We start from the raw sequence: 26,511 nt of genomic DNA, 5'->3' as shown, positions 1-26,511 counted from the left end.
ACTCATTGCAAAAGCATAGGTAAAAGAGAGTAATATCATGAGCAATAATAATGATTACGATATTTCTGATTCAAAGGATTGCGAAAAATTTGCCAATCAGTTTATTCAGGAATTTCCAATTCGCTCTGCTGAAATTGGACAGGGGACAGTCATTAAGCGGGCTTTACCTAGCCGACAAAAACGAATGATTGGTGCTTGGTGTTTCCTAGATCATGCGGGCCCAGTAACTTTTCCGGCGGGTGATGGTTTAGATGTTGGTCCTCATCCTCATATTGGTTTGCAAACCTTCACGTGGATGATTGAAGGCACCATGATGCATACCGATAGCTTAGGTTCAAAACAACTGATTCGACCTAAACAAGTTAATTTAATGACGGCAGGTCACGGAATTTCACATACAGAAGTTGCACCTCATACAGAAACTCAAATGCACGCTGCTCAGCTCTGGATTGCCTTACCAGATGCTAAGCGCAACATGGATCCGAAATTTGAACATTATCCTGAACTGCCTGTTGTTGAGAAAGACGGTCTAGAGTTTACCGTGCTTGTGGGTGAATATTTGGCAACTACTTCTCCAGTCTTGGTACATACGCCGTTAGTGGGTGTTGACCTCATTGCTACCGAAGATACGAAAACCCGCATTCCATTAAATCCTAATTATGAATATGGTTTTATGGCGCTTGAGGGTAGTGCTCGTGTAAATGGCCATGAGTTAACTGCTGACAACATGGTGGTATTAGATACTGGACTGAGTGAAATTGAGATTGAAGTAAAAAAAGGTAATCGTATTCTTTTGATTGGTGGTGAACCGTTTGAAACGCCAATTTTACTCTGGTGGAATTTTGTTGCACGTACTATGGATGATTTAAAAGAAGCGCGTGAGCAATGGATTAACCATGATGCACGTTTTGGTGAAATTCCAGATTATGTTGGTGCACGTTTAGAAGCCCCTGTTCTTCCTGATCAAATGAGAGCATCAAAATGACAGCAGTAATCGCAAGCAGTAAAGCAAAGCCCCTTGCTGAACAATGGAAGGGCGAAATCACCAGTGGTCGTCACCAATATTTTTGTGATGAGCCAGAAAAGTTAGAAGGGCAAGATCAAGGCCCAGCGCCTTATGATTTGCTTACTGGAAGTTTGGCAGCTTGTACACTCATTACTTTAAGAATGTATGCGAAGCATAAAGGTTATGACTTTGGTGAGTTTTCGGTTGAAATTGATTTTCATACCAATAGAGAACATGAAGAACATATAGAACGTCGTATTGTTTTTAAAGACTTGCCAAACGAAGAGCTTCAACAAAAAATCTTAGCGGTATGCGGTAAAACCCCAGTCACTAAAACTTTGTTACGTAGTTTAGACATTCATACTGTGCTTGTTACAGCGTAAAAATGCTATTTTGTTGAGGTGGATGATTTTATATCCATCCCACAAATGGAATAAAACAGCATGTTCACATGCTGTTTTTTATGTAAAAAAGAAAAATAAAAGCAGGCAATAACATGATTAGTGTACACCACCTGGAATGTTCGCGATCGTTTCGAATTCTATGGGCTTTAGAAGAGTTGGGATTAGATTATGATATTCATTATTATCAACGTCTACCTAACTATTCCGCTCCAGAAACATTGAAATGTATTCATCCTTTAGGTAAAGCTCCGATTTTGACTGATGATGAACAAGTCATCGCAGAATCAGCTGTGATTTTAGAATATTTACAGCAGCGTTATGATCAGAAGCAACAATTTAAACCTACAGAGCCACAAGATTTACAGCAGTATATTTATTGGATGCACTATGCAGAAGGTTCACTTATGCCGTTATTAGTCATGAATAGTGTAAATAAGCATGTGCCATGGTTAATTCAACCAGTAGCTAAAAAAATCACGGAAGGGGTGAAGGCAAATTTTGTTCGCCCACGTATGAAAGATCATATTAGTTTTTTAGAAAACTATTTGGCAGAGCATGAATATTTTGCAGGTGATTTTTCATTCGCTGATATTCAAATGAGCTTTCCTTTGGAAGCTTTACAATCTCGCTTACAGGGTAAATACCCTCATATTCAAGCTTTTTTACACCGTATTCAGCAAAGACCTGCGTTTCAAAAAGCGAGACAAAAGGGAATTGGTTCTAATGAAAGGAATTGTGCTGATATTTAAAAGAAAAGGAACAAATATTTGTTCCTTCTTTATTTTCACTTTACTTGCGTTTGATCACGATTGAGTCAATACCACTGTGTTGTAAGGTCTGCTGAGCAGCCAAGGCAGCGTCTTGAGTATCATACGGTCCGGAAATAACGCGATACCATGTTTGTCCGTTTTCAGTACTTTTGACTACGTCCGCAGATAAGCCATTTAAAATGATTTCTGCACGGCGGGCATCAGCCTGATCAGGATCGTTATAACTACGAACTTGTAAAATATATGTAGGTTGCTGAGGAGTTGTAGCTGACTGATTCGGGTCAATTCCTACACTTTCAGAGGCCGCTGGTTGAGTGGTACTTGGTGCCTCAACGATCATAGCAGTGCCTTGATTTTTGCTTTCAGGGATCGCTTGTTCAGGAATAGGAGTAACCTGTTGTTGAGGCAATAGGTCGTAGAAGCGATAGTCTTTATTAGTATCTTCTTCTTGATAATGTTCAGAAGTAATCTGATTTTTCGCAGGAACAGGTTGCCAAGGTTTCCAAAGCATAAGCATTACAGCGATACATAAGACCGCCAAAATAGCGACAAGTGTCCCTAACCATTTGGGAATTAGGGGCTTTTTAGGCTTATTAGGTCTTTCAGATACACCGCGTTGCGTTTTGCCAAACACGTGGATTATTCCTCTGTATTTTGATTGTTTTTTAATTCGAGTTTGAGTCTCGTCTTACGATGCTAAAAACAGTGGTTTGTATTGATATTTTAGCTATACAAACCACCGCTTACTATATATTGCATGACCTTTAATTTGCTGTCATGCAATATATTTATTACATAGATTCTGGTGCAGATACACCAAGTAATTCTAAACCATTACGAAGCACTTGTTGTACATTGATTGAAAGCAATAAACGGGCTTGTGTAAGCTCTGCATCATCGCTTAATACTTTATGTTCATTGTACCAACCATGGAACAGGGCAGCTAACTCTTTTAAGTAGTTACCAACCTGATGAGGTTCATATGCATTTGCAGCACGTAATACCGCGTCTGGGTATGCTGCCAGTTTAGCAAGAATCTCAGTTTCTGCATCAAGAGACAAGCGAGCTGCATGTGGACGAGCAGCGTTTACATCGAATTGTAAATCTGTGCTTGCTGCTTTTTCTAACATACGACAAATACGTGCGTGTGCATATTGAATATAGTACACAGCATTGTCTTTACTTTGTGAAACAGCAAGGTCAAGGTCAAAGTCGATGTGTTGTTCACTCTTACGCATTACGTAGTAGAAACGAGCTGCGTCATTGCCCACTTCTTTACGTAAGTCACGTAAAGTCACGAATTGACCTGAACGAGAAGACATTTGAACCATCTCGCCGCCACGCCATAAACTTACGAACTGAACTAAAAGAACAGTCAGTTTTTTAGAGTCGTAACCCATTGCATCAATCGCCGCTTTTACGCGAGAAATATAGCCGTGGTGGTCAGAACCCCAAATATCGATTAGGTCAGTATAACCACGTTGTAGTTTATTTAAGTGGTATGCAATGTCAGATGCAAAGTAAGTCGTTTGGCCATTACGACGCTTAACAACACGGTCTTTTTCATCACCAAATTCAGTCGACTTGAACCAGATGTTGCCATCTTTTTCATAAAGGAAGCCACGTTGATCAAGTGTTTCTAAAGCTTCATCAATTTTTGCACTAAGAGATGCTTCACTAAACCATTGGTTGAACGTTACACCAAAGTCAGCAAGGTCATCTTTAATGTCATCTAAAATGGCATGAAGAGCAGCTTGGTGGAATACGCGGTAACCTTCACCTAACAATTGTTGTGAGTTGGCAATAAGGCCATCAATATGCTTTTCTTTATCACCAGATAACACAACTTTGTTACCTTCGCTATCTAGCTCTTCAGCATATTGCACATCTTCTGGTACATCTTTATAAACATTCGCAACTTCACGAACGTAAGCGTCGCCATCTTTATCAATAATGCCTTGTGCGATTTCTTTAACGTAATCGCCTTGATATGCATTTTTAGGGAATACAAGGTCTTGTCCAAGTAGTTCCAAATAACGTAAATAAGTAGAAGTCGCCAAAATATCCATTTGACGACCAGCATCATTCACGTAGTACTCACGGTCAACTTTAGCACCCGTTGCTTCAAGTAAATTAGCAACAGTCATACCGTATGCCGCACCACGTCCATGACCTACGTGTAGGCTAGACGTAGGGTTTGCAGAAACAAATTCGACTTGAATCTTTTTCGCTGCATTTGCTTGGCTACGACCAAAAATTTCTTTTTGTGCTTGAATTTGATCAAGAATAGCAAAACGCTGGTCTGCATTTAAAAAGAAGTTAATAAATCCGGGTCCTGCGATTTCAGCTTTACTGATATCTGCCACTTCTGGTAATGCAGCTAGAACTTTCTCGGCTAAATCACGTGGTTTCATACCAGCAGCTTTCGAGCCGATCATGGCAATATTAGAAGCAAAGTCGCCATGGCTTCGGTCTTTGGTGCGTGTTAAATTGCTTGTGTTTTTCCAGTCGGAAGGAAGCACCCCTTCTTGTTGAAGAGTTTGCACTGCATGGTCGAGAGCTGCTTGTATTGCCGTATTCATATCAATCGAAAATAGATGTCGCAGAAAAACGTCAAATATAGCAAATTTCCGATGACTTAGGGGAGGGGATTTGATATTCCAATAATTCTTTATGCAAATTACTGATGATTATTTTTTAAATGAATGTTGGTTGATGAATCGCCTTACTATTCTGAAAATAAAGAATTACAAGCCTTTTGGGTAGTTTTGATGAGTAAATTAAGTGTTTAATTTAATATTATTTCCTGAGGAAATACCTGTTGCCACTAACTCATATAATTATGGCTTTTAAAATTGAGAAAATAAAAGAGGTTTTTAAAATTATAAAAATATTAAAATACTGATTTCTATTAATTATTTTTAAACATGTTGTAACTAAATAGTGTTTAATTTTAACATCACGGTTTAAAATATCTATTTTGATCGAATTAGGCTTAAGCTTATACGCACAAAGAGTTTTAGAGACCATACAAAACGTGTTTTTCTCTACTCTAAGCTGGAAAATGAGATAGGCAATGATATCAGGACACCCAAGTAAACATCCCCTTTATATTCCATATGCAGGTTTTACACTTTTAGAGTTACCACTCTTAAATAAAGGTTCGGCTTTCACTGAAGAAGAAAGAAGTAACTTTAACTTACACGGTTTACTCCCCCATATTATTGAAACTATTGAAGAGCAGAGCCAGCGCTCTTATCAACAATATTGCGCTTTTACTGATGATATCAATCGACATATCTATTTGCGTAATATCCAAGATACCAACGAAACCTTGTTCTATCATTTAATCGAAAATCATCTTGAAGAAATGATGCCGATTATTTATACCCCAACAGTGGGTGAGGCATGTCAGCGTTTCTCTGATATCTATCGTCGTCATCGTGGTGTTTTTATTTCATATCCAGATCGTGATGTGATTGATGATATTTTGCAGAACGTAAATAAAAATAATGTAAAAGTCATCGTGATTACTGATGGTGAACGTATCCTAGGTCTTGGTGACCAAGGTATTGGCGGAATGGGGATTCCTATTGGAAAACTTTCACTTTACACCGCTTGTGGTGGGATTAGTCCAGCTTATACATTACCAATCACAATTGATGTAGGGACGAATAATCCACAATTGTTAAATGATCCGATCTATATGGGTTGGCGTCAGCCACGTATTAGTGGCGATGAATATTACGCATTTGTCGATATGGTGATTGAGGCTGTGAAGCGTCGTTGGCCAAAAGCGTTAATTCAGTTTGAAGATTTCGCACAAAAAAATGCGATGCCGCTTTTAGAAAAGTATCGAGATAAAATTTGTTGTTTTAACGATGATATTCAAGGAACAGCAGCGGTATCTGTAGGTAGTTTGATTGCTGCAAGTCGTGCAGCAGGCAAGCAATTAAAAGATCAAACAATTGCTTTCTTAGGCGCGGGTTCTGCGGGATGCGGTATTGCGGAACAAATTATTGCTCAAATGGTTGCTGAAGGTCTGACTGATTCTGAAGCGCGTGCTCGCGTTTATATGGTAGACCGTTTTGGTTTGATCACTGAGAATCAGCCAAACTTGCTCGACTTCCAACGTAAGTTAGCACAAAAAGCTGAGGTGGTTGATCAGTGGGGCAATATTGAAGAAGTGATTTCACTACTTGATGTTGTTAAAAATGCGAAGCCTACAGTGTTAATTGGCGTTTCTGGTCAGCCAGGCTTGTTCACAGAAGAAATCATTAAGACCATGGCGGCGAATTGTGAACGCCCAATTGTCATGCCATTGTCTAACCCAACTTCACGTGTTGAGGCTGTGCCAGCAGATATTGTAGAGTGGACTGAAGGTAGAGCGTTAATTGCAACAGGTAGCCCGTTTGCTCCTGTGAATCATCACGGCAAGCTTTATAATATTTCTCAGTGTAATAACTCGTACATTTTCCCGGGCATTGGGCTGGGTGTGGTGGCATCGGGTGCTAAACGCGTTACTGAAAATATGTTAATGGCTTCAAGTAGTGCTTTAGCGAATTGCTCGCCATTACTAAAAGATCCGCAAGCTGATTTATTGCCACCTTTGGGTGAAATTCAGCAAGTCTCTAAAGTGATTGCATTTGAAGTTGCCAAAGCTGCAATGGCAGATGGCGTGGCAGTAACGATTAGTGATGATTTGCTACAGCAAAAAATAGATCAATCATTCTGGAAGCCAGAATACCGTAAATATAAGCGTATTCCTTTCTAAGATTAAGAACGTAAAAAGAGGAGCTTAAGCTCCTCTTTTTTATTTTAGTCTTCTAAAACTTCTTCTAGTAATTCTTCACTTGGTGCAAAGTAATATGCGCCGTCTAGTGGTGTCACGAAATGCAATAAGCGGTCATGGATACCATCTCCACTTGTACCAAACATACGCTTTAACATGGCATCAATAATGCTCAGGTCTTTAGTATAAGCAATGAAGAATAAGCCTTGATCGCCTCGGCCGTCGCCATAAGGCAGACTATGACGCAAGATTTCCATTTCTTCGCCTTCGTCATCTTCAACGACAGTACGGGCAACATGGGCATTTTCTGGTTTAACGTCATCATCAAGTTCAATTGACTCAAGCTTAGTACGACCCATGACATTTTCTTGAGCATCAACTTTTAGTTTTTTCCATTTTTCTAAGTCGTGTGCATAGCGCTGTGCAAATATGAAACTACCATCTGCAAATACTCCAGCACTTTCTGGGAGTAGGGCTGTTTCCGCGCGGTCATCTGGAAATTGAGGGTTTTCAGTACCATCTATAAAGCCAGTAATATCGCGACCATCGAAATAACGGAAGCAAACACGCTCATCAAGAACTTCAACTTTATCTTTAATACCTTCAAAAAATGCTTGGCTTAATGCAAAACAAATATCAGAACGCATACTAGCAATATGGATGAGGACATCAGCGGGAACAGCTGGCATGTTGAATGCGCCGTTTTCTGGTTCAAGTTGTTTAAAGCCAGCAGGAGATTGACTGTAAAGTTGCTTCCAAAGTTCTGGACCAAAAGCGACTGCTGTTTTAATTTGCGCGTCTGAATGCTGAGTAATGAGACGGTCGCGTGTTTCAAACAACGCTTCGAGTTGTTCTTTTAATTCATCAATTGATAAGTCTTTTAAACGAAGAACAATAAATCGGGCATGATCTGATGGCAACGGCAAAATGACAGATTGAGCAGTCATTGGAAGGTATCTCCTCAATTATAATTTAGTATGAGCTTTAATTATTGTGCCTGATGCGAAGAGCGGTTAGTAGTCTATTTCTTGATTTTATTGTTTGAATTCTCATCAATATAGTTTTATAAAACAGTATAATTCCACTTTTATTGTCTATTTTTACTATGTCTTTGCAAGTTTGGTTTGCCTATATGTTGGCCTGTTGGGTCATTAGTATCTCTCCGGGTGCGGGAGCTATTGCCTCAATGTCGAGTGGTCTAAACTATGGTTTTAGACATGGTTACTGGAATGCAATCGGCTTACAAGTTGCCTTGGTGCTTCAAATTATGGTGGTGGCAGCAGGTGTCGGGGTCTTATTTGCAACGACTCCTTTAGCTTTTCAGGTCGTTAAGTGGTTCGGTGTAGCCTATTTATTGTATTTGGCCTATCTGCAGTGGATAGCACCTATAAAAGATATAGAAATTCAACAAGAAAAAAAAGATAAGTCTGCTTTAGCTCTGCTATTAAATGGTTTTGTGGTTAATATTAGCAATCCTAAGGCGATCGTATTTTTATTGGCAGTTCTGCCGCAGTTCTTAGATTTGAGTAAGCCCCAATGGATACAATATCTAATTATGGCGGCCGCTATGATTACGATCGATTTGATTGTAATGGCTGGATATACGGGGCTGGCATCCAAGGTTTTAAGATTACTTCGATCCCCTAGACAGCAAAAATATTTAAATCGGGGCTTTGCTGTGATGTTTAGCTGTGCGGCTTTATTATTGAGCACAGTGCATCAGGCGGCCTAGTTTAGGACGCCTGTGTCTGATTTTTTAGTTTTTGAGTTATAAAAATAACGGCAAAACTTAATGCCATACATAAAACAATACTAAGACCTGTAGAGATATTAAGTGCTGCACTTGACCATAAGCCGACACTAACACCAAGCTGGGCTAACACGAATGCCCAAATAACCATTTGCTTTGGTGAGTTTGCCAATAGACGAGCGCTTAAAGCTGGTATTACTAGTAATGCACCCATTAGCAAAGAACCTACAGCACGCAAAGCTAAAACTGTAAATAAAGCTAATAACAGCATAAAAATAAGGCGTTGCCAGTTTGCATTCACCCCTTCACTAATTGCGATATCCGGATCAATTGCAAACTGTATTTGTGGCTGCCAAAAGCGGTAAAGAATTGCGAGTGATATTGCAATAATTAAAGTGAAAACAGGAAGATCTGGCCAATCAATACTAAGTAAATCGCCAAACAAATAACTTAAAAGCTCGGGTCTTAAACTTGGAACATGTTGAATAAACAACAGGCCACTACAGAGTAATGTTGCTGAACATAAGGCTAGCAGAGCATCATTGGGTAAACGGTTGTCATGTAAAGCCCATAAAACGCCTACCAGTAAAACCGCTGTACCTGCAACACCAAGCCATAATGGAAGACTTAAAGCTCCCGCAATAGCAACCCCAAGTAGTGTTCCGTGCGCCATCGTGTCAGCAAAAAAAGACATGCGTCTCCAAAGCATTAAACAACCCAGAGGTGCAGTTAAAAATACTAGCAGAGATCCCATAATCCATGCGGGTAACAATAATTGTAACCATTCCATCATGGCTTAAGCTTCCGGTTCTGGGTGAATATGAGGACGGTCATTATGAGGGCAGGGGTGTGCAGCATCACCGTGAGCACAATGGTCATGATGATGTTGATAGAAAACCCTTTGAGTTCCAAATATTGCCTGATATTCAGGATGTTGTTGGATATTTTCGGGCAGCCCGCTACAGCAAATATGTTTATTTAAACACACCACACGGTGTGTTCCTTGCATCACCCATTGTAAGTCATGAGAAACAATTAAGATCGCGCAACCATATCGTTCTGGTAGGCTACGAACATAATCATAAAGTTCTGCTTCTGACTGAATATCTAGGCCTTGCATGGGTTCATCAAGAACTAAAATATCTGGCTGACGAAGCAGTGCACGAGCCAATAGTACTCTTTGGCGTTCTCCACCTGAAAGTTGTTGTACTTTTGATTGTTGTAACTTTGAAATACCTGTGTCTTGAATAATTTCCTGACGCAGGGCAGGGCTGCATTTTTCTAAATCAAGAAGGTCCTGAACACGTAAAGGAAGGCTGTGTGAAGGATTAAACTTTTGTGGCACATAAGCCATTTTAAGTTTTTTATGATTAATAACACGTCCGCTACTTGGCTGAAGAATACCGAGTAGAACTTTAATCAGTGTTGATTTGCCTGCACCATTGGGTCCAATTAAAGACACAATTTCATTTTGATGTAGGGCAAAATCAACTTTCTTTAATATATCCCGATCATCACGATGAACAGAAACCTGCTCAAGCTGAATTAATACAGGATTTAAGGAGTTGTGCGGCACTGTTGGCATTTCCCCGAAATTTCAATAATGCTGTGTTGAGCCACGAAGTCATCTGAAGCTGCAAGCTGGTCAAGCTGGTGTGTGAGGCCTTGAGAAGAAGCTTCTTTAACCATATGACATTCGGTACAAATCAGGAATGCTGCTTGATGGCCTTCACGCGGGTGGCAGCAAGGAATATACGCATTAATAGAAGTTAGGCGGTGAATGAGGCCTTTTTCTAATAAGAAATCTAAAGTTCTATATACAGTTGGAGGCGCAGCAGGGCGATCGGTTTGACTTTTTATACGTGCCAATAAGTCATAGGCACCCATTGGACCCGACGCATTTAAAATGAGTTCCAGAACTTCTTTGCGCAAAGGTGTAAGGCGTGCGCCAGTCGCAGAACATAAACTTTCTGCTTCAGCTAAACGGCTTGCGACATTATGGTGATCATGCACACCATGCAAAGAATCATGATGTTCATGCGAGCAGGAACTCATAAGGATAACCTCGAATTTTTAACGGAATATTAGCATGAAGCGATGCTTCATTCGATTAATCTTAGGTATTTTTGTAACTTTGTTATATTATAACATGCTTCGAGCTAATTTAAATTGATGGTCTGTCATGTTCCGTTTTTTTGTTTTCAGTATGTTCTCACTTTTGAGTACGTTAGGGTGGAGTCAGGGTTTGGTGGTTTCTACACACCCGATTTATCTGATTGCAAAAGAAGTCACTCAAGGGGTTGAAGAACCACAACTCTTATTAAAGGGACAAACGGGGCATGACGTACAATTAACCCCAGCGCATCGTAAAGCAATTAATGATGCATCTTTGGTGATTTGGTTGGGTAAAGCGCATGAAGCGCCCTTAAATAAATTATTAGGTAATAATAAAAAGGCGATTGCACTATTAGATAGTGGCATTGTTTCTGTTTTACCCCAGCGAAGTACACGCGGTGCAGCTTTACCTAATACAGTAGATACACATGTATGGTTAGAGCCCAACAATGCAGTTCGAATTGGTTTCTTTATTGCTGCTTTGCGCTCTCAGCAACACCCTGAAAATAAGGCAAAGTATTGGAATAACGCCAATGTGTTCGCTCGTAAAATGTTCCAGGCAGCACAAGCTTACGATAGTTCAAGTAATGGCAAACCGTATTGGGCATATCATGATGCCTATCAATATTTAGAACGCTCACTAAACTTAAAGTTCGCTGGTGCTTTAACAGATGATCCTCACGTTGCACCAACAGCAGCTCAAATTAAGTATCTTAATGATAGTCGACCAAAAAATCAGATGTGTTTGTTGGCAGAGAGTTTTACCACTAAGAGTCAATATCAAAAATTAGGTAACATTACTTTTCAACCAGTAGACGAGAGCATGAATAATGAGGATGATTTCGTCACTGCATGGAAGAAACTGGCTATAAAAACAGATAAATGTGTATTAAGTACGCAAAAGTAAGATAAAAAGTAAACAAAGGCTGACTGTAGCGTCAGCACCACCTGTCATGAAAAACCCCGACTAAAGTCGGGAAAAGATTGCATGTTCAGGGGTGTAACTCTATAATGCCTGCGATTAAAAGCGATCATCAGCTAAACTTGTCAAGCATTTATGCTGTGAGTGGATAAATAATGAGCCAAACTAGTCGCTTGATTGACCGACGATTAGCAAAAGCTTTGGTCTTCTTACAAGCATGTATGATCCCTGTTTCCGCACTTGTGGCGTGGAGCATAAAAGACATGACAGCAGCATTAAGTGCGGCACTTGGTGCGTTGGTCTGCTGGCTTGCTACGGGTTATTTTTCGTGGCAATCCTTCAGAACAGCAGGTGCACGAGCATCAAAACAAGTGCTGTCTAACATGTATAGGGGCATGTTAGGCAAATTTGCAATCATGATCGTTGGATTTATTTTGATTTTGAGCAATGTTAAACCTTTATCACCGTTAGCATTGCTGTTTGGTTTTATTCTCGTTCAGGCAATGTCGTGGGTCGCTCCGTTTTGGGTGTCACGTCTACAAAAACGGGTGTAGAAACAAGAAGAATTGAAGATTTTTTGGAGGGTGGCGAGATATCGACAGTACGCCGATGTTCGTTTCCCTTCTTTTTAGTAATTGACATTGACCAGGTGTGATTTATGGCTGCTGAAGAACATGCCCTCACTTCGACAGAGTATATCAAGCATCACTTGACCAATATGACCTATGGCAAAATGCCAGACGGTACATGGAAATTGGCTGAGACTGCTGAAGAAGCTCATTCGATGGGGTTCACTGCAATTCACTTGGATTCAATGGGTTGGTCAATTGGCCTTGGTGTGATTTTCTGTTTGATGTTCTGGATCGTTGCGAAAGCTGCAAATGCAGGTGTTCCAACTAAATTCCAGTCAGCAATCGAAATGATCATTGAGTTTGTTGACTCAAGTGTCCGTGATACTTTTCATGGCAAATCACGTTTAATCGCTCCGCTTGCACTCACTATTTTCGTGTGGATTTTCCTCATGAACTTAATGGACTTGATCCCAGTTGACTGGATTCCTCAAGTTGCAGCGTTTGTAGGTGCAAACGTATTTGGTATGGACCCTCACCACGTTTACTTCAAGATCGTTCCATCTACAGATCCAAACATTACTTTAGGTATGTCTTTATCTGTATTTGTACTTATCTTGTTCTACAGCATCCGCGAAAAGGGTGTTGGTGGTTTCGTTGGCGAGTTGGCACTTAACCCATTTAACCCAAGTAATCCAGTTGCAAAAGCGTTGCTTATTCCAGTGAACTTGATTTTGGAATTGGTAACATTCCTTGCTCGTCCGATTTCATTAGCTCTCCGACTATTCGGTAACATGTATGCCGGTGAGTTGATCTTTATCCTAATTGCTTTATTGCCGTTCTGGATTCAATGGGCGTTGTCTGTGCCTTGGGCGATCTTCCACATTCTTGTAATCACGTTGCAGGCATTCATCTTTATGATGCTTACCATCGTTTACTTGAGCATGGCAAGCGAAAAACATTAATGGTATTGCCTAACTATCAAATGATGGTTGGGCTGAATTTTTTTAATTTAATTTGGTAATAACCTAACCTCTGAGGAATTTTTCATGGAACTCACTTTAGGTCTAGTTGCAATTGCATCTGCTATCTTGATCGCTTTCGGTGCTTTGGGTACTGCGATTGGTTTTGGTCTTTTGGGTGGTCGCTTTTTAGAAGCTGTTGCTCGTCAACCAGAATTGGCTCCACAACTTCAAACTCGTATGTTCTTAATCGCGGGTCTTCTTGATGCTGTGCCTATGATCGGTGTTGGTATTGGCTTGTTCTTCATCTTCGCTAATCCATTTGTAGGTTAATCATCTTAATTCCTAAATCCACTATTTGAGGAATTGCAATGAATATCAACCTCACATTGATTGGTCAAGCGATTGCGTTTGCATTCTTTGTTGCATTCTGCATGAAGTTTGTTTGGCCACCACTAATCAATGCGATTAGTGAGCGTCAGCGTAAAATCGCTGATGGCTTAAATGCAGCAGAAAAAGCGAAAGCTGACCTTGCCGATGCACAAGCGCAAGTTAAGCAAGAACTTGATGCAGCTAAAGCACAAGCGGCTCAATTGATCGAACAAGCGAACCGTCGTGCAGCGCAATTGATCGAAGAAGCTCGTACTCAAGCTGCGGCTGAAGGTGAGCGTATTCGTCAACAGGCTAAAGAAGCTGTTGATCAAGAAATCAATTCTGCTCGCGAAGAATTACGTCAACAAGTAGCTGCTTTGGCAGTAACTGGTGCAGAAAAAATCCTGAACCAGCAAGTTGATGCAGAAGCTCATAACGCCATGCTGTCTCAGCTGGCTGCTAAACTTTAAGCGAGGCGAATTATGGCTGAACTCTTGACGTTGGCACGTCCGTATGCCAAAGCAGCATTTGCTTATGCTTCTGAGCAAGGTGCAACAGACAATTGGTCGAATGCGTTACAAGTGCTCAGTGCTGCGGTGCAAGACGAAGCATTTTCCGCTTATTTAAATCGCCCTGAACTTACTCCTGCGGAGCAAGTGAAGCTTTTTGCTAAAGTTTTAGGTGAAGATCAATCTCAAGCAGTGTCTAACTTTTTGACACTTCTTGCAGATAACGATCGTTTAATGCTGTTACCTGAAATTGAAGCAGAATATGAACAGCTTAAATCACAGAATAACAACAATGTGGATGTCGTGATTGAATCGGCTTTCCCGTTAACTGCTGAACAAGAGCAACTGTTGAAATCTGCTTTAGAAAAGCGTTTTAACAGTACAGTAACTGTTTCAGTTGAAGTTAAACCTGAGCTTATTGCAGGTGTTGTAATTCGTGCAGGCGATCAAGTGATAGATGATTCTGCGCTTAACAAGCTTGAAAAAATGCGTACTCGTCTTCTTGCATAATGCAAATGATGAAGACTGAACTAATAAAAGATTGAGGAATAGCGCAATGCAACAACTGAATCCATCCGAGATCAGTGCGCTCATTAAACAGCGTATCGGAGATCTGGACACCAGCGCGACCGCTAAAAACGAAGGTACCATTGTTATGGTATCCGACGGTATCGTGCGCATTCACGGTCTTGCTGATGCAATGTACGGTGAAATGATCGAATTCGACGGCGGCTTATTTGGTATGGCACTGAACCTAGAACAGGATTCAGTGGGTGCCGTTGTTTTAGGTAACTACCTAAGCCTTCAAGAAGGTCAAAAAGCTCGTTGTACAGGTCGTGTATTAGAAGTTCCAGTTGGTCCTGAACTTCTTGGCCGTGTTGTCGACGCTTTGGGTAACCCAATTGATGGTAAAGGCCCAATTGATGCGAAATTAACTGATGCTGTTGAAAAAGTAGCACCAGGCGTAATTTGGCGTCAATCTGTAGATGAGCCTGTTCAAACTGGTTATAAATCAGTTGATACAATGATTCCTGTTGGTCGTGGCCAACGTGAGTTGATCATCGGTGACCGTCAAACTGGTAAAACAGCGATGGCGATCGATGCGATTATCGCTCAGAAAAACTCTGGCATTAAATGTGTATACGTTGCGATTGGTCAAAAACAATCAACAATTGCAAACGTTGTACGTAAGCTAGAAGAAACTGGCGCTATGGCGTATACAACTGTTGTCGCTGCTGCGGCTGCTGATCCTGCTGCAATGCAGTACTTAGCTCCGTACTCTGGCTGTACAATGGGTGAGTACTTCCGTGACCGCGGTGAAGACGCTCTTATTATTTATGATGATTTGTCTAAGCAAGCTGTTGCTTACCGTCAAATTTCATTACTTTTACGTCGTCCACCAGGTCGTGAAGCGTATCCAGGTGACGTATTCTATCTTCACTCACGTCTTCTTGAACGTGCTTCTCGTGTATCTGCTGACTACGTTGAGAAATTCACTAATGGTGCAGTAACTGGTCAAACTGGTTCTTTAACTGCATTGCCAATTATTGAAACTCAAGCAGGTGACGTATCTGCATTCGTACCAACGAACGTAATTTCGATTACTGACGGTCAGATCTTCTTAGAAACATCATTATTCAACGCAGGTATTCGTCCTGCTGTGAACGCGGGTATCTCTGTATCTCGTGTTGGTGGTTCTGCTCAAACTAAGATCATCAAAAAATTGTCTGGTGGTATCCGTACTGCTTTAGCACAATACCGTGAATTGGCTGCGTTTGCTCAGTTCGCTTCTGACCTTGACGAAGCAACTCGTAAGCAACTTGAACATGGTCAACGTGTAACTGAGTTAATGAAGCAAAAACAATATGCTCCTTACTCAATTGCTGACCAAGCTGTTTCTGTTTATGCATCTAACGAAGGCTACATGGCTGACGTAGAAGTTAAGAAAATCGTAGACTTTGATGCTGCGTTAATTTCTTACTTCCGCTCAGAATATGCTCCGTTGATGAAACAAATCGATGAAACTGGTGATTACAACAAAGACATCGAAGCAGCAATCAAAGCAGGTATTGAAAGCTTTAAAGCGACTCAAACTTACTAAGTTTAGTTTTAGTTAAGTTTGGTTCACGGATCAACCTTCGGAAGCTCGAAAGAGCTTTCGAATACTAGGTTAAGCGTATGGCAAATTTAAAAGAAATTCGCGCCAAAGTAGCTAGTATCAAGAGCACGCAAAAGATTACTCGCGCGATGCAAATGGTAGCTGCTTCTAAAATGCGTCGTGCGCAAGAGCGCATGGCTCAGGGCCGTCCGTATGCCGATAATATGCGCCGTGTAATTGCTCACTTGGTACAAGCAAACCCTGAATACAAACACCGTTATATGGTTGACCGCCCAGTTAAGCGTGTTGGCTATATCGTAGTGTCTTCAGATCGTGGTTTGGCAGGTGGCTTGAACATTAACTTGTTCAAGAAAGTTGTGCAGCATGTCAAAGCACAACAACAGCAGTCAATTGAAGTTGAATTTGCTTTAATTGGTCAAAAAGCGGTTTCGTTTTTTAAGAATTACGGCGGTAAAGTGCTCGGTGCAACTACCCAACTTGGCGATGCGCCGAGTTTGGAACAGTTAACTGGCTCAGTCCAAGTTATGCTTGATGCATTTGATAAAGGCGAATTAGATCGTATCTATCTCGTATCAAATGGCTTCGTTAATGCAATGACTCAGCAGCCTAAGGTAGAACAACTTGTTCCTTTAGCACCAGCAGAAGAAGGCGATGATCTCAACCGTACTTATGGTTGGGACTATATCTACGAACCAGAAGCAGAAGAATTGTTAAATGGTTTGTTGGTTCGCTATATCGAGTCTATGGTTTATCAAGGTGTGATTGAAAACGTTGCATGTGAGCAGTCAGCTCGTATGGTCGCGATGAAAGCAGCGACAGACAACGCAGGACAATTGATTAAAGACCTACAACTCATTTACAACAAGCTGCGTCAAGCCGCGATTACTCAGGAAATTTCCGAGATCGTTGGCGGTGCCGCTGCCGTTTAACATTATTAAGTTTGAATTGAGGAGACAGCAATGAGTAGCGGTCGTATCATTCAGATCATCGGCGCGGTTATCGACGTCGAGTTTGAGCGCAATAGCGTTCCTAAGATCTATGACGCTCTCCAAGTTGACGGTACTGAAACTACATTAGAAGTTCAGCAACAGCTTGGCGATGGTGTTGTTCGTACCATCGCAATGGGTTCTACAGAAGGTCTTAAACGTGGCCTTAATGTAACTAGCACAAATGCACCGATTTCTGTTCCAGTAGGTCCAGCTACGCTTGGTCGTATTATGGACGTTTTGGGTCGCCCAATTGATGAAGCAGGTCCTGTAGCGACTGAAGAGCGTTTGCCGATTCACCGTCAAGCACCTTCTTATGCTGAACAAGCAGCTTCTACTGATCTTTTAGAAACTGGTATTAAAGTAATTGACTTACTTTGCCCGTTCGCAAAAGGTGGTAAAGTTGGTCTATTCGGTGGTGCTGGTGTTGGTAAAACCGTTAACATGATGGAGTTGATCAACAACATCGCGAAAGCTCACTCAGGTTTATCTGTGTTTGCTGGTGTTGGTGAGCGTACTCGTGAAGGTAACGACTTCTATCACGAAATGAAAGATTCTAACGTTCTTGACAAAGTAGCAATGGTCTACGGTCAGATGAACGAGCCACCAGGTAACCGTTTACGCGTAGCGTTAACTGGTTTGACTATGGCTGAATACTTCCGTGATCAAAAAGACGAAAATGGTAAAGGTCGTGACGTATTATTATTCGTCGACAACATCTACCGTTATACACTTGCAGGTACTGAAGTATCAGCATTGTTAGGTCGTATGCCGTCTGCGGTAGGTTACCAACCTACACTTGCAGAAGAAATGGGTGTTCTTCAAGAGCGTATTACATCTACTAAATCTGGTTCGATCACATCGATCCAAGCAGTATATGTACCTGCCGATGACTTAACAGATCCATCTCCTGCAACTACATTTGCTCACTTAGATGCAACAGTAGTATTGAGCCGTGACATCGCATCTTCTGGTATCTATCCAGCGATCGATCCACTTGACTCAACTTCACGTCAGTTAGACCCATTAGTTGTTGGTCAAGAGCACTATGAAATTGCGCGTGCAGTACAAAACGTATTGCAACGTTATAAAGAGCTTAAAGACATCATCGCAATCTTGGGTATGGATGAATTAGCTGAAGAAGATAAATTGGTTGTTTACCGTGCGCGTAAAATCCAACGTTTCTTCTCTCAACCATTCCACGTAGCTGAAGTGTTTACTGGTGCTCCTGGTAAATTAGTACCGCTTAAAGAAACGATTCGTGGCTTTAAAGGTCTATTAGCTGGTGAATACGATCACATCCCAGAACAAGCGTTCTATATGGTTGGTGGTATTGACGAAGTGATTGCTAAAGCTGAGAAACTCTAATTTAAGGAGATCATCTCATGGCGACTATGCAATGTGATGTCGTAAGTGTTAAAGAGTCTATTTACTCTGGCGCAGTAACGATGTTAATCGCGAAAGGTGCTGGTGGTGAGCTTGGTATTTTGCCAGGACATGCTCCACTTGTAACCTTGCTTCAACCGGGCCCGATTCGTGTTCAGTTGGAAAATGGTACAGAAGAAATCGTCTATGTATCTGGCGGTGTTTTAGAAGTTCAACCTCATGTTGTAACGGTTCTTGCAGATACTGCAATCCGTGCAGACAACTTGGATGAAGCGGCAATTTTAGAAGCACGTAAAAATGCTGAACAATTGCTTGCAAACCAAAAGAGTGATTTGGACTCAGCTGCTGCGTTGGCTGCCTTGGCAGAAACAGCTGCACAGCTTGAAACTATCCGTAAAATCAAAAACCGCGCACTATAATTGCCGGTTTGAGATTGAAAAAGCCACCGTAAGGTGGCTTTTTTTATAAGTTGTTTTTTTAAGATTCAGTTTTTGAATCTGACTTTTCATCTCCTGCCATAATCATGGCAGCAAGCTTCACCATATCCATTTGAATGGTATTAAGCTGTTTTTCAATTTGGTCAAAATTGATTTGATCTAATTTCCCATTGAGTAATGGCATGCTAAGAGCTTGTTGGTTGGCATGTAATAAACTTTGGCGAATATTCTCAATTTCCTGACTTTTGATATCTAAAGTCAAAAGTGCTTGATTTAAACCTTCTAGTTGCTGTTTTAACGTAGTGACAGTAGTTTTTAGTTCATTCTGATTCTTATCTTGGATGGCTTGTTCAACATCAAGCTGGGTATCTTTAAGCTGTTCAACATAGTCACCAGCTTTAAGCTGTAAATTAGCAGCGTCGCGGACCATATAAAAAATATTGCCGCTTTTAAGTTCGGCTTTGTTGGGTGCAATTTCTGCTGCTTGTTGTTCAATGTTCTGGTCAGATGCCTGTTCAGTTATTTCAGTCTTTTCTTGTTCGGTAGCATGGTCTTGTGCCTGATCGCACCCGAGTAAAAGCATGCCTGAGGCAAAAATTACAAAAGGAAGAAATGCGCCCTGTAAAACTTTTTTCATAACTACAAACAACATCAAATAAAGCAAATAGATACTATAGGCATAAAATATGAAGAAAGATTGTATTTTTGCAAACGAACAACACTTTGAGGAGAGCATAAAAAAGAGCGTATAAAACGCCCTTTCGCACATTTTAAAATATTATTTTGCTAACTCTGCTTCAACTGCTTTAACGATTTGTTCATCGTCTGCTGTTAGGTTTGGAGCAAAGCGAGCTACGACTTCGCCATTTTTATTAATTAAAAACTTTTCGAAGTTCCATAAAACTTCTGGAGCAGGGTTGGTTGGAATACCTAAGCCTTCTAAACGCTCACGGAAAGGACCTTCACCAGTACGTTCTGGTTGAGCTGCTGTCAAAGTTTGGTAAAGTGGGTGCTTATCTTCGCCGACTACAGAAACCTTAGAAAATAAAGGGAAATGAACATCATAATTTAATGAACAGAACTGTTGAATTTCTTCATCAGAACCTGGTTCTTGCTCTTTAAAGTTGTTTGCTGGGAAACCTAAAATTTCAAGACCTTGGTCTTTTTTTGCTTGGTAAAGTTTTTCTAAGCCTTCGTATTGTGGAGTTAAACCACATTTAGAAGCAGTATTTACGATAAGTAGAACTTTACCTTTATATTGTTCAAGATCAACCGTTTCGCCTGAAATTGCTTTTACTGGAATGTGATATACAGATTGTGTCATGAGTCTTTCCTAAAGATTGTAATTGATATCAAGTAACGCATTTGTTTTAACTGCTATTGAGGGGTAGTGCAATAATATTCGTGTTCAAAAAAGAAAAAGTTTTTAAAGATAAGCTGAATTCTAGTTATTTCTGATTTGGATCGGTGTTTGCCCAGTGTAACGTTTAAAAAATTCAATAAAACTTGAGCTATGTTGATAACCTAAATCATATGCTAAACGCTTGATAGGCGTCCCTTGACGAATCTGATGAATGGCATAAACAATTTTGGCCCGATTTCTCCATTCGGACAACGAAAGTTGAAGCTCTTGTTGACTCAAACGTAATAAGTGACGATCACTGACCGAAAAGTTCTGAAGCAACTGCTGTAAAGAGTGATTAAAAAGTAATGGATCTGAAAGTTTTTCTAAAATAGGCACTAAAACAGGATGCCGTGTTTGCGGTAAATAATGTGAATATGCAGGGGCTTGTTTAAGTTGATCGAATAAAACTTGTAAAAGATGTTCTAAATATTCAGGTTTTCCAGTTTGTTTTTGCTGTTCGAGAATTTGTAGAACTAAAGTGCGAAAAAAAGGCTGAATACTAAAGCATCGACAGCTATTTCCTAAAATAGAGCATAGGCGAGGGTGCAGTCGAATACAGATATAATGAATTTCATGGTCGATATGGGTGGACTGATGAACAGTTTGAGGGGGAATCCAAAGACCATAGCTAGGTGGAGAAAGATATAGCTGTTCTTCAATCTCCATTTCTAATATGCCATTTAAACTGAAATTAAAATCTCCCCAAAGAGATGCATGAGGACGAACAATATCTTCTTTTTGGTATAGAAATTCATGAACTTCTATACTGTGTAATAATGAAAATTGCTGGTCCTCATTGTTCATCTATATGCTCTGACTCATATTTTAATTTTCACAAGTAGCTTTAGGGTTATTAAGACCTTTCGCTAAGGTAAATGTACTCAGTAAAGCTAGGGCAACGAAGCTTAATACACCATAAATTAAAGTATTTTCATTGAAATGATCAACTACATATCCACCTAATAATGAACCTGTCGCAATCATCACCTGAAACATACCTACAAAAAGCGGCATACCTTTTTCAACTGCATTTGGCGCATGTACAAACATCCAAATATTCGCTGAGGTAGGGAAGGCACCAAATGCAAATCCCCATAACGCGGTTAAGACAATAGCACCAAACTCATGAATCGCAAAAAGAGGAAATCCAAAGAATACGATTGCAAAGCATGTACCCACAAAAGCTAATGTATAACGGACATTTAGATTGCCACTATATCCGGCAAAAGCATTTCCGAAAATACCAGCAATTCCATAGAGCAATAATAATGAACTAATGGTTGTCCCATTAAAACCAGCAACATTTTTAAAGAAAGGTGCTAAATAGCTATAGGCACAAAAGTGAGCGAGTCCGATCAATAAAACAATCAACATGCCACTACGTGCTTTAGGAGTACGTAATAGTGCTGGCAAATCTTTCATGTGAATTGCCGAATCTGGTACAAGTTTAGGTAAAAAGATTAATTGTAAGATTAAAACAACTAAACCAATGCCTGCAGTAATTCCAAAAGCACTACGCCAGCCATAAAACTCGCTTAACCAAGTTCCAATTGGTACACCTAGAACTGTAGCAAAAGTCACACCTGCCATCACGACCGCAGTTGCTTTAGCAATAGGAAGGTGTGAGGGAGCTAATTTTCCACTTAGAGCAATGGCGGTCGCCCAGAAACCACCAATTGAAATACCTAAAATTAAGCGACTTAACAATAAAATATGAAAGTTTTCAGCAAATGCGGTAATGGTATTGGCAATAACCATAATAGCTGTCAGCAAGATAAGCACATAACGCCGATCAAGTTGTTTTACTGATACAGGCAATAGAGGGGCTGCAATTGCTGCCATAATGCCGGGTACGGTAATAATCAGGCCTGCTGTACCTACAGAAATATTTAAATCTGTTGCGACACTATTTAAAACGCCAACGGGTAAAAATTCACTTGTAACTAAGGCAAATGCTGCGATAGAAACGGCCAAAATGGCAAACCAGCTTCCTTGAGTGGAGGTCGTGGGTCGCGCTTTAGAGATAGACGATTGGTCCATAGGAAATCCTTACTTGGCTAAATTTGGAGTAAAGAAAGGCAATTTATTAATTAACTAACGATCATTATGAAAATAAAATAGTTGATAAAAAATCGAACGTCAATTAATTTAATAACGATTGTTATAAAAATAGATGTGATCTTTATGACAAATAGGCATGAAACGAATTTAGCTGTTACAGAAGATACGCTGAAAAAAAAGCGCGGACGTCCTAAATGCTTTGATGAACAAGAGGTTTTGCAAAAAGCAATGTTGCTCTTTTGGGAGCATGGCTATGAAGCAACGTCTATTAGTGATTTAACGCAAGCTTTGGAAATTACAGCACCTAGCCTATATAGTGCTTTTGGTGATAAGGCAGGGCTGTTTTATAAAAGTATTGATTACTATTTGGCTCATGAAGCCTGCCCTATTGAGACCATCTTTTTAGAAGCAAAAACTGCAAAAATTGCGTTTGAGTTATATCTTTATGACAACGTAAAACGACTGGTTCAACCCAATAAACCAGCTGGTTGTATGTTGGTGGTTGCTGCCATGAATTGTTCTGATGCAACTCAAGATGTGCAGCAGAACCTATTAGACAAGCGCATAAAAACCAAAGAAAAATTATTGGAGCGTCTCAAACAAGGTGTTGAGCAGGGTGATTTGCTATCTAATGCTCCTCTACAAGAAATGACGGACTTTTATGCCACTGTCATTCAAGGCCTTACCATTCAGGCAAGAGACGGTGCCAGTACTGATCAATTACATAAAGTTGTAGAACATGCCATGAAAGCTTGGACATTATTCTAAAAAAGATGATGTCTTAAGTTCGATATCAATGTCGGAAATACGATATTTCAATTTATTAAGACATTCTTCAAAATAAAACCATCTTTTGTAGATGGTGTATTGCTATGAGTCAGGTCATGAAATATCACAAATGGGCGTTTATTTTTCCCATTTTGGCAGTATTGATTTGGTCTTTAAATATTGTAGTCACCCGCTATGTCTCGGATTATATCTCTCCGGTAAGCATTAGCTTTTATCGGTGGTTAATCGCTTTTATTATTTTGACTCCATTTATGTTTATGTCTGTGTGGAGACAAAGACGACTAGTAATACCATATTTACCTAAGCTTGCTGTGTTAAGTGCATTTGGGATGGTACTTTATCAAGGCTTAGCTTATACGGCTGCCCATTATACGAGTGCAACCAATATGGGGATTGTGAATGCATTTATTCCCATCTTTACGATCTTTGTTTCGCTTGCCATTTTAAAAGATGTGCCTAATCGCTTTGCAGTTTTTGGCAGTATTCTATCTTTTGCAGGTTTGTTATATGTCATGTCCCAAGGAAATATTAATAAGCTTTTAAGTGGTGGCGGACACCTTGGTGATGCATTGATGATTATTGCCGTATTCTTCTATGCATTTTATGGAGTATTCCTTAAAAAATGGCAGCTGCCTCTACCAATTATGACAAGCTTATATGTTCAGATTGGGTTTTCTGTCATATTTCATATTCCTTTAATTCTCTGGTTTGGACTTGATGCTTTAAATGTTGAAAATGCACCAAGTGCTATTTATGCAGGAGTATTTGCTTCACTCATTGCGCCGTTAGTTTGGATGTTAGCTGTTCAACAACTCGGTCCTAATAGAACCAGTATTTTTATGAACTTGGTACCTGTCTTTACAGCAGTTATTGCAAGTGTCTGGTTGTCTGAGCAGTGGACCATTTATCACACGTTAGGTGGGATTGTTATTTTAATTGGTATCATTATGGCTCAGAAGAAGGTGAGTCCTAAAAAGAGCGAATTAATGCAAGAACAAAACTAAAGTCAGTAAAAAAACTATGGCATATTTTGAAAAAAACTCATAAAAATATGCCAATTTTTTCTTAGTTAAAGTTTTTCTATATGATTTATAAATAGTTTATAAAAATAGGTTGTAATATAAATATTAAAAAAGCCGAGTAAAAATATTAATATAATTTTAATTTATAGGCAAAAAACCGTAAATTCCCTACACTTTTCATGCTTTTTTTAGAGAAATAATATATTTCTCTCATTGAACCTCTTACCACATAATAGCGGCCACTACGAAAGGCGCTCTTTTCTTTGTAAATTACCTTTCGTTCCACAGATATCCAAACCCTCTGGATGTGGTATATACCCATCCTTTTTTATGCTCAGTTATCCCTATATAACTGAGCTTTTTTTTGTTTGAAATTAGGCGCGAATAATCTCTCTGGTAAGAGCGTTAATGATTCGGCTTGGTTGTTGGCTCTGGCCTAAGTCACCATTCAGATAGTTTAATTGTGAACCAAAGTATTGGCAGGCATCCTGTAATGAGTGTGCAGGTTCTTGTCCACTTGGGTTCGCACTAGTCGAGACAATAAAGCCATGAAAAGCATTGCATAATGCCACACATAAAGGATGTGTAGTGACTCGAACAGCGACAAGAGAATGCTCACCTTTAATCCATGAAGGAATATGTTCGCCAGCAGGTAATAGCCAAGTTGTTGCTCTTTCTGAAGGTTGATGATTAGTCCAACAATCAATAATTTCTTGTTGGGTTGTTTGAGGTAGAGAAGTTAGTAGGTGCTCGACTTGGCTAATATGACCTGCTAATAAAATTACACCCTTTTCAATAGGCCTTTGCTTTAGTTCAAGAATCTTTTGAAAAGCTTGCTCATTAAAAGGGTCGCAACCTAGCCCCCAAACTGCCTCAGTTGGATATGCCAAAACTTGACCTTGTTGTAAACATTCGGCTGCTTCGGTAACTGAGGTGGTAATCATGGTAATACTCTTCCTTTCAATCAGACAGAATTGCTATTGTGCGCTCCAATACTAAGAACGACAACGTAAATACAATCCTGATTGTTGCATACATAAACCAAGTAGTTCTAGTTCCATCAGTGAAGAGGTGAGTTCTGCAACAGGCTGAGAGTGATGTAAGACAAGCTGATCAATATTTTGTCCGACCCAGTCTAAAGATTGATAAAGGTTAATTAAATGCTCAGGAATTTCTGGGGTACTAGAAACTACAGCCTCCTCGGTGGAGTTTTGTTGCTGACTTTGCCACTGAGTGGGTAAAGCAAGGTCTTCAATAATTTGTTCAGGATGATCGACTAAAATTGCTCCCTCACGAATAAGTTGATGGCAACCTTGATGAAACTCACTGTAAATATGACCAGGAATGGCAAATACAGTCTTACCTTGTTCGGCAGCTTTGTTCGCAGTGATGAGAGAACCACTTTTTAAGGTAGCTTCTACCACTAACACGCCTAAACTCAAACCGCTAACAATTCGGTTTCTACGTGGGAAATGCTGTTGTAGTGGAGGTGTCCCAGGCAAAAACTCAGTAATAATCGCGCCGTTTTGAGCCAAAATATGTTCTGCAAGTTTTTTATTTTGAGCAGGGTAGGTACTGTCTAAACCAGTTCCTGTTACTGCAATTGTACGTTGATGTGCTGATGCTCCTTGGTGAGCAGCTTCATCAATGCCATATGCCAAGCCACTACTCACATAAAAACCTTTTTCACTTAAGTAATAGGCAAAATCATAAGCAACCTGACGACCATGTGGGCTTGGTTTTCGGCTACCTACAATCGCAATTTGTGGTTGTAATAAGGCTTGTGCCTGACCTTTTCCAAAAATGATAGGTGGGTGATCTGTATAAGGTAATAACTGAGTGGGATAGCCTGAGTCATCTGCCGTTAAAATAAAGTCGGTATATTGCCGGATCTGCTCAGTTAATTTTTCAAACTGAGCTTGACCCTGAGCAGTTTGAAATTCATCTACGCGTTTTAAATGATTAGCATGTAACCCGAGATTGCGCCATTGAGATAATCCAGCAGGTTGGATCGCCTTTTCACAGCTACCAAAATAATCGACAATTTTTTTAAAGCTGACTAAAGAGTGTTGCACCAAATACCACACTTTAAGCGTGTGGTAATGGTGTGAAGAAAGTTGAGTAAGCATTGTAAA

29 protein-coding genes are annotated in these 26,511 nt (G+C 40.2%); 17 read left to right on the top strand and 12 right to left on the bottom strand.

The features are described from left to right. Positions 1-37 precede the first annotated feature (37 nt). From H7R46_RS17870 to H7R46_RS17860, 3 genes are all read left to right on the top strand, one after another. Positions 38-985: a pirin family protein gene (locus H7R46_RS17870; RefSeq protein ID WP_086260864.1), complete on the top strand. Its 948-nt coding sequence runs from the start codon at positions 38-40 to the stop codon at positions 983-985. Further along, positions 982-1,389 (top strand): OsmC family protein, encoded by a 408-nt coding sequence (locus tag H7R46_RS17865; RefSeq protein WP_002114081.1) that lies wholly within the window; start codon positions 982-984, stop codon positions 1,387-1,389. The genes H7R46_RS17870 and H7R46_RS17865 overlap by 4 nt, the downstream gene beginning before the upstream one ends. A 113-nt stretch (positions 1,390-1,502) precedes the next feature. Beyond that, a complete protein-coding gene (locus H7R46_RS17860) occupies positions 1,503-2,159 on the top strand; it encodes a glutathione S-transferase family protein (RefSeq protein ID WP_182924226.1) in 657 nt (218 codons plus the stop codon). 40 nt (positions 2,160-2,199) lie between these two features. Here the strand turns inward: H7R46_RS17860 and H7R46_RS17855 are convergent, their stop codons facing one another. After that, positions 2,200-2,814, bottom strand: coding sequence for an SPOR domain-containing protein (locus H7R46_RS17855; protein ID WP_005804763.1), 615 nt, complete (start codon positions 2,812-2,814; stop codon positions 2,200-2,202). 157 nt (positions 2,815-2,971) lie between these two features. Beyond that, a complete protein-coding gene (gene argS, locus H7R46_RS17850) occupies positions 2,972-4,762 on the bottom strand; it encodes an arginine--tRNA ligase (protein WP_086260866.1) in 1,791 nt (596 codons plus the stop codon). Positions 4,763-5,256: 494 nt separating this feature from the next. On the opposite strand from argS, the gene H7R46_RS17845 reads away from it, so the two are divergent. Next, the gene (locus H7R46_RS17845) at positions 5,257-6,954 is read left to right on the top strand and encodes an NAD-dependent malic enzyme (protein ID WP_005079543.1); all 1,698 of its coding nucleotides are present in this window, start codon (positions 5,257-5,259) and stop codon (positions 6,952-6,954) included. Positions 6,955-6,998: 44 nt separating this feature from the next. Here the strand turns inward: H7R46_RS17845 and H7R46_RS17840 are convergent, their stop codons facing one another. Continuing rightward, complete coding sequence (locus H7R46_RS17840) at positions 6,999-7,919, bottom strand: Dyp-type peroxidase (RefSeq protein WP_014208122.1); 921 nt, start codon at positions 7,917-7,919, stop codon at positions 6,999-7,001. A 158-nt stretch (positions 7,920-8,077) separates the two neighbouring features. On the opposite strand from H7R46_RS17840, the gene H7R46_RS17835 reads away from it, so the two are divergent. After that, entirely contained in the window at positions 8,078-8,704 is a 627-nt protein-coding gene (locus H7R46_RS17835) for a LysE family transporter (protein ID WP_086260867.1), read from the top strand. A gap of 1 nt (position 8,705) precedes the next feature. On the opposite strand, the gene znuB is transcribed toward H7R46_RS17835, so the two are convergent. The 3 genes from znuB to H7R46_RS17820 are packed head-to-tail and all read right to left on the bottom strand — an operon-like array spanning position 8,706 to position 10,777. After that, complete coding sequence (znuB, locus tag H7R46_RS17830) at positions 8,706-9,515, bottom strand: zinc ABC transporter permease subunit ZnuB (RefSeq protein WP_017401863.1); 810 nt, start codon at positions 9,513-9,515, stop codon at positions 8,706-8,708. Between the two features lie 3 nt (positions 9,516-9,518). Next, a complete protein-coding gene (gene znuC, locus H7R46_RS17825) occupies positions 9,519-10,307 on the bottom strand; it encodes a zinc ABC transporter ATP-binding protein ZnuC (protein WP_014208124.1) in 789 nt (262 codons plus the stop codon). Continuing rightward, entirely contained in the window at positions 10,280-10,777 is a 498-nt protein-coding gene (locus H7R46_RS17820) for a transcriptional repressor (protein ID WP_002114130.1), read from the bottom strand. The genes znuC and H7R46_RS17820 overlap by 28 nt, the downstream gene beginning before the upstream one ends. Positions 10,778-10,904: 127 nt before the next feature. Here H7R46_RS17820 and H7R46_RS17815 point away from each other — a divergent pair, with 127 nt between their 5' ends. The 10 genes from H7R46_RS17815 (at position 10,905) to H7R46_RS17770 (ending at position 19,081) form a co-directional block, all read left to right on the top strand. Further along, positions 10,905-11,744, top strand: a complete 840-nt coding sequence (locus tag H7R46_RS17815) for a metal ABC transporter solute-binding protein, Zn/Mn family (RefSeq protein ID WP_002114115.1) — start codon at positions 10,905-10,907, stop codon at positions 11,742-11,744. Positions 11,745-11,914: 170 nt separating this feature from the next. Beyond that, a complete protein-coding gene (locus tag H7R46_RS17810) occupies positions 11,915-12,313 on the top strand; it encodes an ATP synthase subunit I (protein ID WP_005072004.1) in 399 nt (132 codons plus the stop codon). A gap of 104 nt (positions 12,314-12,417) precedes the next feature. Next, the gene (atpB, locus tag H7R46_RS17805) at positions 12,418-13,293 is read left to right on the top strand and encodes a F0F1 ATP synthase subunit A (protein ID WP_002114072.1); all 876 of its coding nucleotides are present in this window, start codon (positions 12,418-12,420) and stop codon (positions 13,291-13,293) included. Positions 13,294-13,377: 84 nt separating this feature from the next. Beyond that, entirely contained in the window at positions 13,378-13,623 is a 246-nt protein-coding gene (atpE, locus tag H7R46_RS17800) for a F0F1 ATP synthase subunit C (protein WP_000424060.1), read from the top strand. Positions 13,624-13,661: 38 nt separating this feature from the next. Further along, complete coding sequence (locus tag H7R46_RS17795; RefSeq protein WP_001024691.1) at positions 13,662-14,132, top strand: F0F1 ATP synthase subunit B; 471 nt, start codon at positions 13,662-13,664, stop codon at positions 14,130-14,132. Positions 14,133-14,144: 12 nt separating this feature from the next. Then, positions 14,145-14,681, top strand: a complete 537-nt coding sequence (locus tag H7R46_RS17790; protein ID WP_002114070.1) for a F0F1 ATP synthase subunit delta — start codon at positions 14,145-14,147, stop codon at positions 14,679-14,681. Positions 14,682-14,727: 46 nt separating this feature from the next. After that, positions 14,728-16,272 (top strand): F0F1 ATP synthase subunit alpha, encoded by a 1,545-nt coding sequence (atpA, locus tag H7R46_RS17785; RefSeq protein ID WP_002114049.1) that lies wholly within the window; start codon positions 14,728-14,730, stop codon positions 16,270-16,272. A gap of 77 nt (positions 16,273-16,349) precedes the next feature. Continuing rightward, a complete protein-coding gene (atpG, locus tag H7R46_RS17780) occupies positions 16,350-17,219 on the top strand; it encodes a F0F1 ATP synthase subunit gamma (RefSeq protein WP_002114131.1) in 870 nt (289 codons plus the stop codon). Between the two features lie 30 nt (positions 17,220-17,249). Beyond that, positions 17,250-18,644 (top strand): F0F1 ATP synthase subunit beta, encoded by a 1,395-nt coding sequence (gene atpD, locus H7R46_RS17775; RefSeq protein ID WP_002114045.1) that lies wholly within the window; start codon positions 17,250-17,252, stop codon positions 18,642-18,644. 17 nt (positions 18,645-18,661) lie between these two features. Continuing rightward, positions 18,662-19,081, top strand: coding sequence for a F0F1 ATP synthase subunit epsilon (locus H7R46_RS17770; RefSeq protein ID WP_002114076.1), 420 nt, complete (start codon positions 18,662-18,664; stop codon positions 19,079-19,081). Between the two features lie 58 nt (positions 19,082-19,139). On the opposite strand, the gene H7R46_RS17765 is transcribed toward H7R46_RS17770, so the two are convergent. From H7R46_RS17765 to H7R46_RS17750, 4 genes are all read right to left on the bottom strand, one after another. Further along, the gene (locus H7R46_RS17765; protein WP_078221356.1) at positions 19,140-19,736 is read right to left on the bottom strand and encodes a hypothetical protein; all 597 of its coding nucleotides are present in this window, start codon (positions 19,734-19,736) and stop codon (positions 19,140-19,142) included. Positions 19,737-19,877: 141 nt separating this feature from the next. Further along, positions 19,878-20,423 (bottom strand): glutathione peroxidase, encoded by a 546-nt coding sequence (locus H7R46_RS17760; RefSeq protein WP_005072014.1) that lies wholly within the window; start codon positions 20,421-20,423, stop codon positions 19,878-19,880. Between the two features lie 120 nt (positions 20,424-20,543). Beyond that, the gene (locus H7R46_RS17755) at positions 20,544-21,308 is read right to left on the bottom strand and encodes an AraC family transcriptional regulator (RefSeq protein ID WP_002114047.1); all 765 of its coding nucleotides are present in this window, start codon (positions 21,306-21,308) and stop codon (positions 20,544-20,546) included. 21 nt (positions 21,309-21,329) lie between these two features. Then, on the bottom strand, positions 21,330-22,544 hold the full coding sequence (locus H7R46_RS17750) for an MFS transporter (RefSeq protein ID WP_086260868.1): 1,215 nt from the start codon (positions 22,542-22,544) through the stop codon (positions 21,330-21,332). Between the two features lie 135 nt (positions 22,545-22,679). On the opposite strand from H7R46_RS17750, the gene H7R46_RS17745 reads away from it, so the two are divergent. Next, entirely contained in the window at positions 22,680-23,333 is a 654-nt protein-coding gene (locus tag H7R46_RS17745) for a TetR/AcrR family transcriptional regulator (RefSeq protein WP_079380979.1), read from the top strand. Positions 23,334-23,437: 104 nt separating this feature from the next. Continuing rightward, on the top strand, positions 23,438-24,358 hold the full coding sequence (locus H7R46_RS17740; RefSeq protein ID WP_002114137.1) for a DMT family transporter: 921 nt from the start codon (positions 23,438-23,440) through the stop codon (positions 24,356-24,358). A gap of 392 nt (positions 24,359-24,750) precedes the next feature. On the opposite strand, the gene H7R46_RS17735 is transcribed toward H7R46_RS17740, so the two are convergent. Then, complete coding sequence (locus H7R46_RS17735; protein ID WP_002114056.1) at positions 24,751-25,320, bottom strand: L-threonylcarbamoyladenylate synthase; 570 nt, start codon at positions 25,318-25,320, stop codon at positions 24,751-24,753. Between the two features lie 51 nt (positions 25,321-25,371). After that, positions 25,372-26,505 (bottom strand): DNA-processing protein DprA, encoded by a 1,134-nt coding sequence (dprA, locus tag H7R46_RS17730; RefSeq protein ID WP_086260876.1) that lies wholly within the window; start codon positions 26,503-26,505, stop codon positions 25,372-25,374. Positions 26,506-26,511: the final 6 nt, after the last annotated feature.

The organism is Acinetobacter sp. BEC1-S18-ESBL-01 (assembly GCF_014169935.1).
GTDB lineage: Bacteria > Pseudomonadota > Gammaproteobacteria > Pseudomonadales > Moraxellaceae > Acinetobacter > Acinetobacter pittii.
This window is presented reverse-complemented; position numbering and strand designations above follow the sequence as displayed.